The sequence below is a fragment of the Micromonospora sp. WMMA1998 genome, from assembly GCF_027497375.1.
GTDB classification, from domain to species: domain Bacteria; phylum Actinomycetota; class Actinomycetes; order Mycobacteriales; family Micromonosporaceae; genus Micromonospora; species Micromonospora sediminicola.
Map to the genome: position 1 here is coordinate 1,613,424 of NZ_CP114911.1, position 17,158 is coordinate 1,630,581.

Genomic DNA, 17,158 nt, shown 5'->3' on the forward strand with positions numbered 1-17,158 from the left:
GGCAACCGTCCTGGTCGTGGCCGTCGGGTCCGCTCGCGGCGGGCCCGACGGCGGCGTCCGCCCCGGGCCCGCCGGGCGGTCACCCGGCTCGGCCGGCGGCGACCTCCTGGGCCGTCAGGTAGCCGGAGTCGATCAGCACCGACTGGATGTCGTCCTTGTAGACGGTCTGCACCGGCAGCAGGAACGACGGCACGACCTTGACCCCGTTGTCGTACGTCTTGGTGTCGTTCGCCTTGGGCTGCTCCTTCTTGAGGAACGCCTCGGCGGCGACCACGGCCTGGTCGGCCAGCAGGCGGGTGTCCTTGAAGACGGTCGAGCTCTGCACGCCGTCGTTGATCAGCTTGACCGAGGCGACCTCGGCGTCCTGGCCGGTGACGACCGGCATCTTCTTGGCACCGCCGCGGTAGCCGGCGTTCTGCAGGGCGGTGATGATGCCCCGGGACAGGCCGTCGAAGGGCGACAGCACCCCGTCGACCTTGCCGCCGTCGTTGTAGCTGGAGGTGAGCAGGTCCTCCATCCGTTTCTGCGCGGTCTCCTGCTGCCAGCGCAGGATGGCCACCTGTTCGATCTTCGTCTGGCCGGACTTCACCTTCAGCGTGCCGGCGTCCAGGTACGGCTTGAGCGTGTCCATGGCGCCGTTGAAGAAGAAGTGGGCGTTGTTGTCGTCGAGTGAGCCGGCGAACAGCTCGATGGTGAACGGGCCGGCGGCGGAGCCCTTCGAGCCGTCCTTGTTCTGCAGCCCGAGACCGACCAGCAGCGCGTTGGCCTGTGCCACGCCGACCTTGTAGTTGTCGAAGCTGACATAGAAGTCGACGTTCGGGCTGTTGCGGATGAGCCGGTCGTAGGAGATGACCGGGATCTTCGCGTTGGCGGCCGCCTGGAGCTGGCCGCTGAGCGCGGTTCCGTCGATCGCGGCGATGACCAGCACGTCCGCGCCCTGGGTGATCATCTGGTCGATCTGCTGCGACTGGGTGGGGATCTCGTCCCCGGCGTACTGCAGATCCACCTTGTAGCCCTTGGCCTGCAGCTTCTCCTTCACCGAGTTGCCGTCGGCGATCCACCGCTCGGAGGTCTGCGTCGGCATCGACACGCCGATGGTGAGGTCACCGGGCTCGGCTCCCTTGGTGTCCCCGCCGCCTCCCGCGCCCTCTCCACTGCACGCGGCCAGGCCGACCGCGATCACGATGCCGCCGAGTGCCGCCAGAAAACGTCTGCGCACGTGCCCATCTCCCTCCACTGCGGAACCGCACCGGTATCCCCTCCGGAGTGTTAACGCTCACAAGTTGCAGCGTCAACCGATCGGACGAAACGCGTATGTCTCGGTCTCGTAACAGGGGCCGGCGCGGGCGGCGGCGGGCGGCACCGCGAAGGAGCGGCGCGAGGGTCGTCGCGCCGCCCCTTCGGCGGGTGGGTCAGGCGGCGGCGCAGGTGGGCGTCATGCCCGAACCGCTGCCGTTGCCCTGGAACCCGAACTCCGTACTCTGCCCGGCGCCGAGCTGGCCGTTGTAGTCCACATTGGTGAACCGGACCGTGCCGGTGCTGCCGCTGGCCGTGGCGCTCCACGTGTTGGTGACGCTCGCACCACCGGGCAGCGTCATGGTGACCGTCCAGCCCCGGGTGCCACCGGAACCGGCCGTCACCCGGACCGTGGCCACGAACCCGCCGGTCCACGAGTTCAGCGACACCGAGGCCGAGCACCCGCCCTGCGTCGGCGGCGGCGAGGTGGTGGTGGGCGGCGGCGCCGTGGTGTTCGGCGGCGGGGTGGTGGTGCCGCCGGCGTTGAGCGCGTTGAGCACCGAGGTGTACGCGGCCTTCTTGTTCCCGGCGCAGTCGAACAGCAGCGCGTTGTCCGAACCGCGCCACGAGTCGCAGTCACGCACACCCCACACGGTGATGCCGGTGCACCGAGACACGGCGAGGCAGGCGCGGGTGACCGCGCCGTAGATGTTCGCCTGGTTGCCGCCGGTCATCACGTCCAGCTCGGTGATCTGCACGTCCACGCCCAGGTCGGCGAAGCGCTGGAGGTTGGCCTGGTAGTCACCCGGGATCGTGGTGCCCAGGTGCGACTGGAAGCCGACGCAGTCGATCGGCACGCCCCGGGACTTGAAGTCGCGCACCATGTTGTAGATGCCTGTCGACTTCGCGTTGATCCCGTCGGTGTTGTAGTCGTTGTAGCAGAGCTTGGCGCCCGGGTCGGCGGCCCGCGCGGCCCGGAAGGCCGCCTCGATCCAGTCGTTGCCGGTGCGCTGGAGGTTGGAGTCCCGGCGCCCGCCGGAGCCGCCGTCGGCGAACGCCTCGTTCACCACGTCCCAGGCGTAGATCTGCCCCCGGAAGTGGGTGGCCACCTGGGTGACGTGGTTGATCGCCGCGTTGCGCAGCGCGCTGCCGGACAGCCCCTGCGCCCAGCTCGGCTGCTGCGCGTGCCAGAGCAGCGTGTGACCGCGCACGCTCATGCCGTTGGCCCGGGCGTGGCTGACCAGCCGGTCGCCGCCGGTGTAGCTGAACCGCCCCTGCTGGGGCTCGGTGGCGTCCCACTTCATCTCGTTCTCGGCCACCACCGAGTTGAACTCGCGGTTCAGGACGGTCGAGTACGTGCTGTCGGACAGCTTGCCGGTGGCGACCGCGGCGCCGAAGTAGCGGCCCTTCTCGGCCGCAGCCGCGCGCAGCGTCGTGCCGGCGTCGGCGGCGGGGGCCAGCGCCACCGCCATGCCGGCCGCCAGCGCGCCGGCCAGCAGGCCGGTGGACAGCAGGGCTCTCGTTGGTCTCATACGGATTCCTCTTCCGGGTTTGCGACGGTGGTGATGCGACGCCTCGACCCGTTTCCGGCGGTGGTGTCGAGGTCCGACCAGCACGGCTCGCCCGGTGAGCCCTGCGGTGCTCCTGCCCTACCATCGACTGTGAGCGATAACATCCGCTCCGTCAAGCCCGGCGGACTAGGGATACACGTCCTCGTGCGCCTTGCGGTAGTCCGCGATCTCCGCCAGGCGGCCGGTCGCCGCGAGGGTCGCCCAGGCCGGGTTGCCGAGCAGGGCGCGACCCACGGCGACCAGGTCGAACTCCCCGCCGACCAGCCGGCTCGCGAGGCCGGACACCGATTCCGGGTCACCCGGACGCAGGAACTCGCGGGTCAGTCCCACCGAGCCCACGGTGATCGACGGCAGGCCGGTGAGCCGTTTCGCCCAACCGGCCAGGTTCAGCGCCGAGCCGGCGAACGCCGGCTGCCAGAACCGGCGCTGCGAGGCGTGCAGGACGCCCGCGCCCGCGTCCGCGAACGCGGTGAGGATCTCCGCCAGCTCGGCCGGGGTCTCGGCGATGCGGGCGTCGAAGGCGCGCTCCTTGAACTGCGAGAACCGCACGATCACCGGACGGTCCGCCGGGAACTGCGCGCGCACCGCGCGCACGACCTCGGCCGGGAAGGCCGCCCGCCGCGCCGGTGAGCCGCCGTACCGGTCGGTCCGACGGTTGGTGTACGGCCAGAGGAACTCGTCCAGCAGGTACCCGTGCGCGGCGTGGATCTCCACGGCGTCGAAGCCGACCCGGCCGGCCGCCCGCGCCGCGGCCGCGTACGCCGCCAGCAGCTCGTCCGCGTCGGCGAGCGTCATCGCGCGCCCGGCCGGCCGCCCGGGCTCCGGCACCCCGGACGGGGTCCACGCCGGACGGCCGTCCACCGGCTCGCGCAGGCTGCCCAGGTGCCACAGCTGGGCGGCGATCCGGCCGCCGGCGGCGTGGACCGCCTCGACCACGCGCCGCCAGCCGGCCTCGGCCGGGCCGGGCGTCAGCCTCGGCACCGTGTCCTCGTGGCCGGCGCTGGGGTGGTCCACCAGGACGCCCTCGGTGACGATCAGCCCGATGCCCTGCTCGGCGCGCCGCCGGTAGTAGTCGGCCGCCTCCGGGGCGGGCACCCCGCCGGGCGCGCGGTTGCGGGTCATCGGGGCCATGACGATGCGCGATCTCAGCGGCATCCCGGCGACGGTGACGGGTTCGAGCAGGGCGGCCACCGGTGATCCGGTGTCGACGGTTGCGGTCATGGCCCGACCGTAGGAGGTGACACCGGTGTCAGGGGCAAGCCCGTTCAGGCGGCCGGTGTCGCGGCCTCGTCGGGGACGGTCATGTCGGCGACCACGTCGTCGAGCACCGACACGGCGTGCGCGAGCCGCGCCATCTCGGCGACCATCCGGGACCGCTCCTCGCGCAGCCGGTCGGTGAGCCACCCGGTGCGGATGTCGGGGTTGGTGACGCAGGGCAGCAGCTCGGACATCCGCCGGCTGCTCAACCCGGCGTCGAAGAGCCGCCGGATGAGGTCGACCCGCTCGACCGCCGACTCCGCGAACACCCGCTGTCCGCCGGCGTTGCGTACGGCCGCGAGCAGGCCCTGCTGCTCGTAGTACCGGATCGACCGGGCGCTGACCCCGGTGCGTGCCGACAGCTCCCCGATGCGCATCACGCCTCCCGTCCGTTCCGACCTGTGCCTCGAGCATGCCAGCCGCCCCGCCGTGGTCTGCGACCGCCAATCGATACGTCCGCCCGAAGCCGCTCGGATCGCGCGACGCCTTCGCCGGCGGGGTGCGGGAACGCACCCCGCCGGATGGCCGGCGCCCGGACCGTTCGGGCCGGTCAGGGCAGCAGCTCGACGTAGCCGCCGGAGCCGTGCACCCGGATCCGCTGCCCGTCCCGGATCAGGCGGGTCGCGTCCGGCACGTTCACCACGGCCGGCAGGCCGTACTCGCGGGCGATCACCGCACCGTGGGTCATCTGGCCGCCGACCTCCGTCACCAGGCCGGCGACGGCGACGAACAGGGGCGTCCAGCTGGGATCCGTGTGCGCGGTGACCAGGATGTCGCCCGGTTCGAGTTCGGCGCGGGCCAGGTCCAGGACGACCCGGGCGCGTCCCTCGACGGTCCCGTGCGAGACCGGCAGCCCGACCAGCGCGCCGGCGGGCACGTCGTCGCGCCGGTACGCCCCGGTGAGCGCCTCGCCGTCGGAGGTGAGGACCCGGGGCGGCGTCAACGTCCGGTGCCACCGGTACGCGTCCCGGCGCTCGCGGACGAGCCGCCCGTCGATCCGGTGCGTGCGCACCACGTCGCGGAACTCGGCGAGCGTCAGGAAGAAGACGTCCTCCGGGTCGGTGAGCACCCCGTCCCGGACGAGCCGGTCGGCCTCCGCCGTCAACGCCTGCTTGTAGAGGAAGTAGCGGCTGACGATGTCGTACTTCGGGTACTCCCGGTAGCCGATGAAGGTCCGGACCCGGTCGATCATGCGGCGGGTCTCGTCGGCCCTGGCCTCCCCGTCCGGCCGGGCCCGCAGCCGGGTCAGCACCTCCCGGGCCTTTCGTTCCGCCGCCTGCCGCCCCTGCTCGAAGCGTCGCGTGGCCTCGCCCGGGGCGAAGTTCCGCACGTGGTCGAGGATCAGCGGCACGAGGGTGGCCGGGCGCTCGCTCCACCGTGGCCGAGTGATGTCGATCTCGCCGACGCACCGCATGCCGTACCGGTCGAGGTACGCCCCGATCGCCTCGCGCGCCTGCGTGCCGCCCGGCAGCCCGGGCAGTTCGTCCAGGAAGCCGTCGTCACCGTCGACGCCCCGCAGGAACGCCACCACCTCGGGATGCGGGCGGATCACGTCGGCGACGTCGAGCAGCGCCAGCCCCATCTCCGAGGTGACGTTGCCGGGCGCGGAGAGGGTCAGCGTGTCGGCCGCGTTCGTCTCGCCCAGCCACTCCCCCAGCTTGTCGTTGAGCCACCAGGTGGCCTCCATGCCCGCCATGATCGCCTGCACGTTCACCGGATCGGCGAGGACCCGCTTGTGCTCGACGAACGCCTCCTCCAGGAAGTCGAACAGCTCCGGCCCGGACCGGGCGCGGATGTCGCGGCGCAGCGCGGCGATGCTGGCCCGGCTGCGCTCGACGAGCGCGGTGACGACGGCCGGGTCGGTCTCCACCGCCGCCGACGGGCCGCCGAACGGCGGCCCGGCGGGGGTGTGCTCCGGCGACGTCGGCCCGATGTCCCCGCGCTCCAGGACCGTCTCCAGCGCGTCCCGGGTCAGCGGGTCGGACCGGCTCATCAGGCCGAGGAAGGCGGCCCGGCCCGCCGGCGTGGCCAGGTGCCGGGTGGCGTCGACGAACAGCCGGCCGCCGGCCTCGTGCATCGGCGCCATGGCGGTGCGCCGCCACATCGACAGGCCCAGCGGCTTCATCGCGTCGGTCATCATCTGCTGGTGGCCGACCGACAGGTAGACGTGGCTCTCGCCGTCGTCGACGGCCGGTAGCGGGAACAGCGTCGTGATCGGTCGGCTCTGGAGGATGTGGAAGTCGTCGTCGACCAGCCCCCACTCGATGTCCTGGGGGCGCCCGAAGCCGGCCTCGATCCGCCGGCCCAGCCGCACGAGCCGGACGACCTGCTCGTCGGTGAGCGCGGGCTGCTCCTGCCGCGCCGGGTCGACCTCCTCCTCCCGGGTCCCGCCGCCGGGCAGGGCGTGGACGGCGCGCCGCTTGGCGGCGATCCTCCGGGCCACGATCTGGTCGTCGCGGACGGTGAACACGTCCGGGTCCACCAGCCCGGAGACCAGCGCCTCGCCGAGGCCGAACCCGGCGTCCACGGTGGCGACCCGGCGGTTGCCGGTGACCGGGTCGGCCGTGAACAGGATGCCGGCGGCGTCGGGGAGCACCATCCGCTGCACGACCACGGCCATCCGCACGCTCCGGTCGTCGACGCCGTTGCGCCGGCGGTAGGTGACCGCCCGCTCGCTGAAGAGCGAGGCCCAGCACCGGCTGACGTGCCGGAGGATGTCGGCCGGACCCCGCACGTTCAGGTAGGTGTCCTGCTGGCCCGCGAACGAGGCCGTCGCCCGGTCCTCCGCCGTGGCGCTGGAACGTACGGCGTAGGCGGCGTCGGAACCGAGGCCGGCCAGCGCCCGGGTGATCTCCGCGGCGACGTCCCCGGGCACGGCGACGTCCTCGATCGCGCGACGGACCTCCGCGCTGAGCGACCGGATCGCCTCCCGGTCCTCCGGCCGCAGCCGGGTGAGCCGGTCGAGCCGGTCGGCGAGGGACGGCGCCTCGGCCGTCACCCGCCGGAAGGCGTCCGTCGTCACGCAGAAACCGGCGGGCACCCGCACGCCGTCGACGCGCGACAACGCGCCCAGGTGCGCGCCCTTTCCGCCGACGACGGCGACCTGCGTCCCGTCGACCGCGTCGAGGCCCACCACATACCGTCCGGTCATCGCCGCACCCCCGTTTTCCCAGCTCAGCCGCGTCCGGCCGACGATTCTGCGGCATGACCGGGGTCTTGCGGCAAGCCCCCGGGTGCGATATACGTTAGAAGTGGCAGGGAGTCGCCTCCCTGCCTTTGCCATGTCCGGCTGTCCTCCAGTCGGTCCGGCTCGGGTCGCGCCCGGCCGTCAGGTGCCACCCGCGGCTCGGCTGCCGGTCGGGAGCCGCCTGCGCGCCTCCACCCCGATCTCGGCCGCGGCCGCCGCGTCCTCCCCGGGCAGCTCCGCCGGCGCGAACACGCCCGATACCCCTATTTGCCGGTAAAGCGATGATGCGTGAACTCGCTCTCGTTTTCGCGTGGGCGGAATGGCGGGGACCGCGCCGGGGCAAGAGCGGATCACGGGGCCGCGGCGAGGCGACCCGGACGGGCAGGATCACGCGTAGTGAGGGAGACTCGGGCGATGACCGGCGCTGACACCGACCCGCGTACGCGTGGCGACGTGTTCGCCGTCGACGGCGAGATCGGTCCCGACCTGGCCCGGATCGACTGGTCGGCGCACCCGCTGGGGCCGCCGGACGGGTGGCCGCAGAGCCTGCGCACCGCGGTGCGGATCCTGCTGTCCTCCCGCTTCCCGATGTGGATGGCCTGGGGCCCCGAGCTGACCTTCTTCTGCAACGCCGCCTACCGCCGGGACACGCTGGGCCGCAAGTACCCGTGGGCGTTGGGCCGGCCGGCCGACGAGGTGTGGGCGGAGATCTGGGACGACATCGGCCCCCGCATCGACACCGTGTTGCGCACCGGCGAGGCGACCTGGGACGAAGGGCTCCTGCTGTTCCTGGAGCGCGCCGGCTACCGCGAGGAGACCTGCCACACGTTTTCCTACAGCCCCCTGCGCAACGACGACGGCACCCTGGTCGGCATGCTCTGCGTGGTCAGCGAGGACACCGAGCGGGTGATCGGCGAACGCCGGATGGCCACGCTGCGCGACCTCGGCTCCGACCCGAGCGTGGTTCGCACCGAGCGGGAGATGCTGGCCTTCGCCAACCGCCAGCTGGGGCGCAACCGGCAGGACCTGCCGTTCGCGCTGACGTACCTGTTCGGTGCCGACGGCGACGCGCGGCTGGTGGAGGCGACCGGCCTGGCCGCCGGCCACCCGGCGGCGCCGGCGGCGTTGTCGCCGGCCGACCCGGCGTCGGTCTGGCCGGTGCGGGCCCTGACCGAGGGTGAGGCGGTGCGGGTGCCGCTCGACGGCCCCGCCTTCGCCGATCTGCCCGCGGGTGCGTGGCCCGATCCGCCGACCGAGGCGCTGCTGGTGCCGCTACGGCAGCAGGGCGCCGCGCCCTACGGGTTCCTCGTGGCCGGGCTGAACCGCTACCGGACCCTGGACGACGGCTACCGCGGGTTCGTGGAGCTGGCCGCCGGCCACGTGGCGACCGGCATCGCCAGCGCCCGCAGCTACCAGGCGCAGCAGCGACGGGCCGAGGAGCTGGCCGAGCTGGACCGCGCCAAGACCGCCTTCTTCTCCAACATCAGCCACGAGTTCCGCACCCCGCTGACCCTGATCATGGGGCCGGTCGACGAGCTGCGCGGCCTCATGCAGGACGCCGACCCGCGGATCCGCGAGGAGCTGGAGGTCATCCGCCGCAACGGGCTGCGCCTGGGCCGGCTGGTCAACAGCCTGCTCGACTTCTCCCGGATCGAGGCCGGCCGGATGCGGGCCCGCTACGAACCGGTGGACCTGGCCGCGGTCACCGCCGACCTGGCCAGCGTCTTCCGCTCGGCGATCGAACGTGCCGGCCTGACCTTCGAGGTCGACTGCCCGCCCCTGCCCGGCCCGGTGCACATCGACCCGGGCATGTGGGAGAAGGTCGTGCTCAACCTGCTCAGCAACGCTCTGAAGTTCACCTTCGACGGCACCGTGCGGGTGGAGCTGCGGGCGGAGGACGGGCAGGCCGTCCTGCGCGTGTCCGACACCGGCATCGGCGTCGCGGAGGACGAGCTTCCGCGCCTGTTCGAACGCTTCCACCGGATCGAGAACGCCCGCTCCCGCTCCGACGAGGGCAGCGGGATCGGGTTGGCCCTGGTCAAGGAGCTGGTCGGGCTACACGGCGGCACCATCACCGCCAGCAGCACCGTGCGGGAGGGCACCTGCTTCACGGTCCGGCTGCCGTTCGGGGTCACCCACCTGCCCGCCGACGCGCTCGCGCCGGCGGGCACCGGCCGGGTCGCGGCGTCGGCCGAGCCGTTCGTGCAGGAGGCGTTGCGCTGGCTGCCCGGTGACCTCTCCGACACGACCCCGGACGACGCGGCCCCGGTCGACAGGCCGGTCACGCCGCTGCCCGGCGGCGCGCCGGCCCGGATCCTGGTCGCCGACGACAACGCCGACATGCGCGAGTACCTGACCCGCCTGCTGCGCTCCGCCGGGCATCGGGTGGAGGCCGTCGCCGACGGTCAGGCGGCGCTGGAGGCCGCGCGTACCCGGACGCCGGACCTGGTGGTCAGCGACGTCATGATGCCCCGCCTCGACGGTCTGCAACTGGTCGCCGCGCTGCGCGCCGATCCGCGCACCGCCGGCACTCCGGTGCTGCTGCTCTCCGCCCGCGCCGGGCAGGAGGCCTCCATCGAAGGGCTGGAGGCCGGCGCCGACGACTACCTGGTCAAGCCCTTCCCGGCGGCCGAGCTACTGGCCCGGGTCCGGGCCAACGTGGAGCTGGCCCGGCTGCGCAACCACCACGCGCGCTGGCGCACCGCCCTGGTCGACTCGTTGCAGGAGGCGTTCTTCGTCTGCGACGAGGACGGCGCGGTGGTGGAGATCAACGCCGCGTTCACCGACATCCTCGGCTACGGACCCGAGGGACTCCCCTACCCCCCGGTGCAGCCGTGGTGGCCGGACCCGGAGGCCGAGCCGGAGGCGCACCGCCAGGTGGCGGCGGCCTTCTCGGTGCTGATCGGCCAGAACCAGGGCACCTACACCGTGCCGGTGACCCACCGCAACGGGCACCGGCTCTGGATCGCCGCCTCGTTCAACCAGGTCGACGACCCCGACACCGGCCGGCGGATGATCGTGGGCACGTTCCGCGACGTCACCGCCGAGCACTACGCGGTGCAGCGGGAGACCGCCCTCGCCGGGCTGGGCATGCGGCTGTCCCAGGCGGAGGACCTGTCCGACGCCCTCCACGGCGTCCTGGACGAGCTGCGCCGACTGTGGCGCGCCACCGGCGTGGTCACGGCCGTGTTCGGCGAGGCCCCGACCCCGGTCGTCACCGCCACCGACGCCGCGCTGCGCTGGGACTCGCTGCCGGACGCGCGCCGACAGGCCCTGGTCGCGCTGCGGGACACACCGCTGCTGACCCCGGTGGCGACGCGGACGCACGGCGCCGGCATCGCGGTCGAGCACCCGGACGGCACCATGGCGCTCTGGATCGACCTGGGCGAGAAGCGGCCCTTCACCGAACAGGACCAGACGCTGCTGGCCCTGCTCGCCGGCCACATCGGGCAGGGCCTGCACCGGGTGCGCCAGATCGACCAGCAGCGCGAGACCGCTCTGGCCCTGCAACGGGCGATCCTCGGCCCGGCGCAACTGCCGGCCGGCTTCGCCGTGCGCTACTCCCCCGCCACGCTCCCGCTCAAGGTCGGCGGCGACTGGTACGACACCGTCGAACTGCCGGACGGCCGGATCGCGATCGTGGTCGGCGACTGCGTCGGCCACGGCCTGCGGGCCGCCACAGTGATGGGGCAGTTGCGCAGCGCCTGCCGGGCCCTGCTGCTGCAGGACGCCAGCCCCGCCCAGGCGCTGGCGGCCCTGGACCGGTTCGCCGCGCTGCTGCCCGGGGCGTCCTGCGCCACGGTCTTCTGCGGCGTGCTCGACCCGGCCACCGGGCGGTTGCGCTACTCCAGCGCGGGGCACCCGCCGGCCATCGTGGTGCACCCCGACGGCACCTCACAACTGCTCGAACAGGGCCGGTCCCGGCCGCTGGCCGTCCGCCCGGGACTCGAACGCCCCGAGGCCGAGGCCACCGTGCCGGCCCGGGCCACCCTCATGCTCTACACCGACGGCCTGGTGGAGCGCCGGCGCCAGCCGCTGACCGTCGGCATCGCCCACGCCACCGCCGCGATCCAGCAGGGCCGCGGCACCCCGGTCGAGGACCTCGCCACCGAGGTGATGGACCAGCTCACCCCGGAAGGCGGGTACGACGACGACGTGGCTCTGCTGCTCTACCGTCACCCCGGCCCGCTGGAGCTGGACTTCCCGGCCGAGTCGTCCCGGCTGGCCGAGGTGCGCACCGCGTTGCGCGGGTGGCTGGACCGCTGCGGGCTGGCCCCCGCCAGCGCCTACAACGTGCTGGTGGCCGCCGGCGAGGCATGCGCCAACGCCATCGAGCACGGCCACCGGGACAGCCCCGGCGGCCGGATCCGGTTGCGCGCCGCCGCCACCGCGGACGCCCTGCGCCTGAGCGTCACCGACAGCGGCCACTGGCGCGACCAGAACCGGCCGGCCGACCCGCACCGCGGGCGGGGTCTCGTGCTCATGCGCGCGTTGATGGACACCATCACGGTCACCCCCGGAGCCACCGGCACCACCGTCCACATGCAGGCAAGGATCATCCGATGAGCACGGCCCTGACCCTCACCACCGGCAGCCGGCCCGACGGCACCCGCGTGCTGACCGCCGTGGGCGAGATCGACATGAGCAACGCGGCCTCGTTCGCCGACGCGCTCGACGACGCGGTTCGGCCCGACGGGGATCCCCTCGTCGTGGACCTCACCGGCGTGGAGTATCTCGACAGCGCGGGGCTGGCCGCGCTGTTCCCGCACGCGGAGCGGATCGCGCTGATCGCCGGCCCGCTGCTGGAGCCCCTGCTCACCATCTCCGGGCTGGCCGACCTCACCACCGTCAAGAGCGGTTGACCGAGCCGCCCACCTGGGCCGGGCGGGCGGCGTGCCGGCGCGGCGGCCGTGCCCGTTTCGGCGGTCAGCGGGACGAGCGCAGCCAGTCCGCGTAGTGGGTGGGCGCGAGTCGGGCGTCCGGGCCCGGGACGAGGACGTCGCCGTCGACGGCGGCGAACATGCCGGCCGAGTCGTCGACCACCACGTTCCGGTCGTCGTGCCGCGCGGCCAGGGTGACCCGGCCCAGCTCGTCGAGGGTGAAGGCGTCCGGGCCGCCGACGTTGCGGATGGCGTTGAGCGGCGCGCCGGTGGCGACGTCGACCACCGCGGCGACCACGTCGGCGGCGGCCATCGGCTGCACCGGGGTGGCCGGCAGCCGCACCGTGCTGTCGTCGGAGGTCCAGGACAGGATCGCGTCGACGAACTCGAAGAACTGGGTGGCGCGCACGACCGACCAGGGGGTTCCGCTGTCCCGGAGCAGTTCCTCCTGCAGCGTCTTCGCCCGGTAGTAGTCCAGCTGCGGCACCTGGTCGACGCCGACGATCGACAGCACCACCTGGTGACCGACGCCGGCGCGCTGCCCGGCGGCGAGCAGGTTGCCCATCGAGGTGCGGAAGAACTCCAGCGACGCCTTGTCGAAGGTCGGCGAGTTCGCCACGTTGACCACGACCTCCGCCCCGGACAGCACCTCGTCCAGCCCCTTGCCGCTGATCAGGTCGACGCCGGTCGAGAGCGCCGCGGGCACGGCGTCGTGCCCGGCCTCGGACAGCTCGCGGACCACCTGCGACCCGATCAGACCGGTGCCACCGATGACGACGATCTTCATGGTTCCCGCCTTCCCCGACGCGACTCAGGCACGCCGGATTCCCGTTCGAGGACACCTCAAACTCGGACACGTTATATCCGAGATAGTAGTCGGATAGAGTTTGTCCGAGTCAAGGGGGTGGGCGGGTGAAGCTGTCCGGTGGGGTCGAGTGGGCCCTGCACTGTTGCGTGGTGCTGACCACGGCCGCGCAGCCGGTGCCGGCCGCGCGGCTCGCGGAGCTGCACGACGTCTCCGGCAGCTACCTGGCCAAGCAGCTGCAGGCGCTGTCCCGCGCCGGCCTGGTGACCTCCGTGCAGGGCAAGGCCGGCGGATACGTGCTCACCCGGGCGGCGGAGCAGATCACCGTACTCGACGTGGTGACCGCCGTCGACGGCGCCCAGCCCGCGTTCGTCTGCACCGAGATCCGCCAGCGCGGGCCGCTGGCGAGCCCACCCGAGGCCTGCACCCGGCCGTGCGCCATCGCCCGGGCCATGGCCGACGCCGACGCCGCCTGGCGCGACGCGCTGCGCGCGGTGTCCGTGGCCGACCTGGCCCGCAGCGTGGACGAGGACTACGGGCCGGCCACGCTCGCCGGCGTACGCGCCTGGCTGGGCGGGCCGGACGACGCCGGCCGGGGCTGACCGCGTACCTCGGATCGCCTGGCCGGCGACCACCGCGAGCAGACGTAGCGCTGAGATCCCCGTCGAGGTGGCTACCCTGCGTGCCGCGCGATCACCAACGGGGCGTGCGCGTGGTGCAGCACCGCATGGCTGACCGAACCGAGCAGCAGCCCGGCCAACGCGCCCCGACCGTGCGCGCCGACCACCACCAGCTGCGCCGAGGCCGACTGCTCCACCAGCACCCGCGCCGGGGCGCCGCGCACCGACCGCTGCCGCACCTCGACGTCCGGGTAACGCTCCGACCAGCCGGCCACGGCCTCGGCGAGGATCCGCCGCGACTCCTCGGCCAGCGCCTCGGGGTCGTAGACCAGGGGCACGATGTCGCCCGGCCCGATCGGGGTCGGGTACAGCCAGGCGTGCACCACGACCAGCGGCGCGCCCCGGCGGGCGGCCTCCTCGTACGCGAACCCGACCGCGACGCCGGAGTGCGCCGAACCGTCCACGCCCACCACGACCGGGCCGTCCGCCCGCGCCTCGCCGCGCGTCACCAGCACCGGACAGTGGGCGCGGGCGGACACCTGGAGGGTGACCGACCCGATCAGCAGGCCGGCGAAACCGCCCAGGCCACGATGGCCGAGCACCATCAGCGTCGCGCGCCGTGACTCCTCCACCAGCACCGCCGCCGGCGCGCCGTCGACCACCACGCCGGTGACCGGGACGTCCGGCGCGACCTTGCCGGCCTCGGCGACCGCCTCGGCGACGCACCGCTCGGCCTGGTTGCGCAGCCCGGCGCCGGCGGGCGCACCGGGGGCCGGGGTGAGCGGCGCCCGGGTCAGCGGCCAGATGAACGCGTGCACCACCCGCAGCGGCCGGTGCCGGACGGCGGCCTCGCGGGCGGCCACCCGCACCGCGTCCAGGGCGGTGGCGGAGCCGTCCACCCCCACCACGACGGGGTCCGCGGAATGGATCGTCATGACAACCTCCTTCACCGATCGTCAACCGGACCGCCGGGTCAGCCGCAGCAACAGCCCGGGCAGGACACCCACCGCGGCGCAGCCGAGCAGGTCGGGGAGGGCCAGCGGCGCCGTGCCGAGCAGATCGCGCAGCGGCGGCAGCAGCACGCCGGCCACCTGGAGCGCCGCCGAGACGGCGACCGCGAGCGGCAGCGCGCGGTTGCGGTCCGACGAACCCGGCGAGCGGGTCGCGCGGACGGCCAGCGCCACGCCGAGCTGGGACAGGCCGAGCACCACGAAGACCACCGACTGCCACGGCCGGTCCGCGTACGCGGCCGCCACCCCGGCGCCGAGCGCCGCCGCGGCGATCAGCGCGCCGGTGACGAGCACGTCACGGCCCAGCCCGCCGCCGAGCACCGACTCCTGGGGCGAGCGCGGGTGGCGTCGCAACGTGCCCGGCTCCGCCGGCTCGGCACCCAGCGCCACCCCGGGCACACCGTGGGTGAGCAGGTTGATCCAGAGAATCTGCGCCGGCAGCAACGGCACGGGTAGTCCCAGAAGCGGGCCGAGAAGCATCACCGCGATCTCGGCCACGCCGCCGGCGAGGGCGTAGCGCAGGAACCGACGGATGTTGTCGTAGATCCGGCGGCCCTCGCCGATCGCCGTCGCCACAGTGGTCAGGTCGTCGTCGACCAGCACCAGGTCGGCGGCCTGTCGGGCCACCTCGGTGCCGCCCCCCATCGCCACGCCGATGTCCGCGCGCCGCAGCGCCGGGGCGTCGTTGACGCCGTCACCGGTCATCGCCACGACGTGTCCGCGCGACTGCAGGCCGGCGATGATGTCGAGCTTCTGCTCCGGCTGGGTCCGCGCGTACACCCGGGTGTCCGGATGGGCCCGGCCCGGGTCGCCGTCGTCGCCGTTGGCCAGCGGGTCGCCGTCGGTCCAGAGCCCGAGCCGGCCGCCGATCGCGGCGGCGGTCGCCGGGTGGTCACCGGTGATCAGGACCAGCCGGATCCCGGCCTCCTCGAAGCCCGCGGCGATGCCCGGCGCCTGCACACGCAGTGGGTCGCCCACCCCGACCAGGCCCAGCGGTCGCAGGCCGGTCGGGCGAGCCGGGTCGGGAGGGGTGTCGACCACGGCGGAGGCCACCGCCAGCACCCGCAGCCCCTCGCCGGCGAGCCGGCGCGCGGCCTCGGTCAGCTCGGCCAACTCCTCGGCGTCGGCGTCCGTCAGCGGCGTGGTCAGCACGTTCTCGGGCGCACCCTTGCACACCACCAGGTACCGCCCGTCACCGCGGCGGTGCACCGTGGTCATCCGGCGCAGCTCCTGGTCGAAGGGGTGCTCCGCCACCCGGGGCCACGCGTCCCGGGTGGTCTCCGGGTCGACCCCGCACCGGGCCGCGAACGCGACCAGCGCCGCCTCCAGCGGGTCCCCGATCGCGGACCACTCCGGCCGGTCGTCGGTCGGTGGCGTCAGCGTGGCGTCGTTGCAGAGCAGCCCGGCCCGGGCCAACCGGCGCAGTTCGTCCGGCGCGCCCACCGGCTCGTCCCGGTGGCGCACCTCGCCGTGGGGGGCGTAGCCGGTGCCGGTGACGGCGTACCGGGCGCGACCGGTGGTGACCGCCTGTTGCACCGCCATCCGGCCCTCGGTGAGCGTGCCGGTCTTGTCCGAGGCGATCACGGTGACCGAACCGAGCGTCTCCACCGCGTGCAGGCGTCGCGGGATGGCCCGGCTGCCGGCCATCCGGCGGGCGCCCAGGGCGAGCGCGAGCGTGACCACGGCGGGCAGCGACTCCGGGACGGCCGCCACCACGAGACTCACCGCGGTGACCGCCATCTGCGCGACCGGCCGCCCGTCGAGCACGCCGAGGGCGAAGACCAGCGCGGAGAGGACCACCGCGGTCAGGCCGAGGACCCGTCCGAGCGAGGCCAGCCGGCGTTGCAGCGGGGTGGGCGCCGGCCGGGTGGCGGCGACCAGTGCGCTGATCCGGCCCAACGCGCTGGACGCGCCCGTCCGCAGCACGGTGCCGGTGGCCCGGCCGGTGGTCACCACGGTGCCCGCGCTCGCCTCCTCGCCGGCCGACCGCCCGACCGGCACCGACTCGCCGGTCAGCGCCGACTCGTCCAGGCTGAGCCGGGCCGCGTCGGTCAGGCCCAGGTCGGCGGGCACGACGTCACCGGCCTCCAGCCGGACGAGATCGTCGCGGACCAGCTCCGCGGCGGGCAGCACGAGGTCACGGCCGTCGCGGACCACCCGCGCGGTCGGTGCGGCGAGCCGGTCCAGGGCCGCCACCGCCCGGTCGGCGCGGATCTCCTGCACCACGCCGATCGCGGTGTTGATCAGGACGACCAGCACGATCACCGCGGTGTCGGGGTAGTCGCGAAGCAGGGTGGTCACCACGGCGGCGGCCAGCAGGAGCGCCACCAGCGGGTCGGTGAGCTGGCGCAACACGCGGCCGGCCGGTCCACGACGGCGCGGCGGGGCGACCGTGTTCGGCCCCTCGGCGCGCAGCCGGGCCGCGGCCCGGGTGGAGGTGAGCCCGGCCGCCGGCGGCGGGATCGAGGGGGTCGCGGTGGTCGTCACTGTGCCCGGCCCGCCGTTGCTCACCCGCATCACCCTCACGTCGTTCCGTGCCCCGCGCGTCGGCGCCCTCCCAGCCTGGCCCTCGCGGCGTCGGACCGTCAGGGG

11 protein-coding genes are annotated in these 17,158 nt (G+C 74.0%); 3 read left to right on the forward strand and 8 right to left on the reverse strand.

Annotated features, from left to right (window positions below):
• Positions 1–79: 79 nt before the first annotated feature.
• The 5 genes from chvE to rph form a co-directional block, all read right to left on the reverse strand.
• Complete coding sequence (chvE, locus tag O7600_RS06995; protein WP_281592864.1) at positions 80–1,219, reverse strand: multiple monosaccharide ABC transporter substrate-binding protein; 1,140 nt, start codon at positions 1,217–1,219, stop codon at positions 80–82.
• Between the two features lie 193 nt (positions 1,220–1,412).
• Positions 1,413–2,768, reverse strand: a complete 1,356-nt coding sequence (locus O7600_RS07000) for an endo-1,4-beta-xylanase (RefSeq protein WP_281592865.1) — start codon at positions 2,766–2,768, stop codon at positions 1,413–1,415.
• A 165-nt stretch (positions 2,769–2,933) separates the two neighbouring features.
• The gene (locus tag O7600_RS07005; RefSeq protein ID WP_281592866.1) at positions 2,934–4,028 is read right to left on the reverse strand and encodes a 12-oxophytodienoate reductase; all 1,095 of its coding nucleotides are present in this window, start codon (positions 4,026–4,028) and stop codon (positions 2,934–2,936) included.
• Positions 4,029–4,072: 44 nt separating this feature from the next.
• Entirely contained in the window at positions 4,073–4,441 is a 369-nt protein-coding gene (locus tag O7600_RS07010; protein WP_281592867.1) for a MerR family transcriptional regulator, read from the reverse strand.
• A 173-nt stretch (positions 4,442–4,614) separates the two neighbouring features.
• Positions 4,615–7,215: a rifamycin-inactivating phosphotransferase gene (gene rph, locus O7600_RS07015; protein ID WP_281592868.1), complete on the reverse strand. Its 2,601-nt coding sequence runs from the start codon at positions 7,213–7,215 to the stop codon at positions 4,615–4,617.
• A 450-nt stretch (positions 7,216–7,665) separates the two neighbouring features.
• Between rph and O7600_RS07020 the strand changes: the two genes are divergently transcribed.
• Together O7600_RS07020 and O7600_RS07025 are read left to right on the forward strand one after the other, a co-directional pair.
• Positions 7,666–11,817, forward strand: a complete 4,152-nt coding sequence (locus O7600_RS07020; protein ID WP_281592869.1) for a SpoIIE family protein phosphatase — start codon at positions 7,666–7,668, stop codon at positions 11,815–11,817.
• Positions 11,814–12,113 (forward strand): STAS domain-containing protein, encoded by a 300-nt coding sequence (locus O7600_RS07025; protein ID WP_281592870.1) that lies wholly within the window; start codon positions 11,814–11,816, stop codon positions 12,111–12,113. Before O7600_RS07020 ends, O7600_RS07025 begins: the two co-directional genes overlap by 4 nt.
• Before the next feature lie 64 nt (positions 12,114–12,177).
• Here O7600_RS07025 and O7600_RS07030 read toward each other — a convergent pair whose 3' ends face one another.
• Complete coding sequence (locus tag O7600_RS07030) at positions 12,178–12,918, reverse strand: NAD(P)H-binding protein (RefSeq protein WP_281592871.1); 741 nt, start codon at positions 12,916–12,918, stop codon at positions 12,178–12,180.
• A gap of 125 nt (positions 12,919–13,043) precedes the next feature.
• On the opposite strand from O7600_RS07030, the gene O7600_RS07035 reads away from it, so the two are divergent.
• Entirely contained in the window at positions 13,044–13,538 is a 495-nt protein-coding gene (locus O7600_RS07035) for an Rrf2 family transcriptional regulator (RefSeq protein WP_099160426.1), read from the forward strand.
• A 71-nt stretch (positions 13,539–13,609) separates the two neighbouring features.
• Here O7600_RS07035 and O7600_RS07040 read toward each other — a convergent pair whose 3' ends face one another.
• On the reverse strand, positions 13,610–14,491 hold the full coding sequence (locus O7600_RS07040; RefSeq protein WP_281592872.1) for a universal stress protein: 882 nt from the start codon (positions 14,489–14,491) through the stop codon (positions 13,610–13,612).
• A 21-nt stretch (positions 14,492–14,512) separates the two neighbouring features.
• The gene (locus O7600_RS07045; RefSeq protein ID WP_281592873.1) at positions 14,513–17,077 is read right to left on the reverse strand and encodes a cation-transporting P-type ATPase; all 2,565 of its coding nucleotides are present in this window, start codon (positions 17,075–17,077) and stop codon (positions 14,513–14,515) included.
• Positions 17,078–17,158: the final 81 nt, after the last annotated feature.